Origin of the sequence: Agrobacterium sp. DSM 25558, from assembly GCF_900100825.1 — a bacterium.
In the GTDB taxonomy this organism is placed as follows: Bacteria; Pseudomonadota; Alphaproteobacteria; order Rhizobiales; family Rhizobiaceae; genus Agrobacterium.
In genome coordinates, this window is the sequence record NZ_FMUD01000097.1 from 1 (window position 1) to 641 (window position 641).

Below are 641 nucleotides of genomic sequence, written 5' to 3' on the forward strand. Positions count from 1 at the left end.
TTTTTCTTCTTTTGGTGCTGTTGACTATGTCTGAGGTGTTCCTCTATAAGTCCGCTCACTGACGAGGGCGGCGGCGCTGCTAGCGACGATGTCCTTCGTTCTGGAGAAAACTGGAAGACTTGGCGAGTTTGTTGGGTCTTTGGAAGCTGAACTTTCGGGTTTTGGTTTGATGGTTTTGACACTAATGTGTGTCTGTTTTTTGACAATTGAATATGGAAGAAAGAGAAACGTGGGCGGCGAGGCTTGCGGGATGTTGAGAGATTGACATCCTTTGAAAGAGACTTTGACGGTCACGTTTTAATGAGAATACACCTGGTCCTTTTGGCGACTTAATTGTTGCTGGATTGATTGAGCGCTGTGAAGCGTTTGGTTGGTTTTAAGGATTGGTGTGAAGTTCTCGTCGATTCAGAATAACGTGATTTAAGTCAATGATTGAATTCTCAACTTGAGAGTTTGATCCTGGCTCAGAACGAACGCTGGCGGCAGGCTTAACACATGCAAGTCGAACGCCCCGCAAGGGGAGTGGCAGACGGGTGAGTAACGCGTGGGAATCTACCCATCTCTGCGGAATAGCTCTGGGAAACTGGAATTAATACCGCATACGCCCTACGGGGGAAAGATTTATCGGGGATGGATGAGCC

Annotated in this window: 1 rRNA gene; it reads left to right on the forward strand. The window is 47.6% G+C overall.

Features of this window, described 5'->3' with window-relative positions:
* Positions 1 to 441 precede the first annotated feature (441 nt).
* A 16S ribosomal RNA gene (locus DSM25558_RS27650) occupies positions 442 to 641 on the forward strand; the annotation flags it as partial.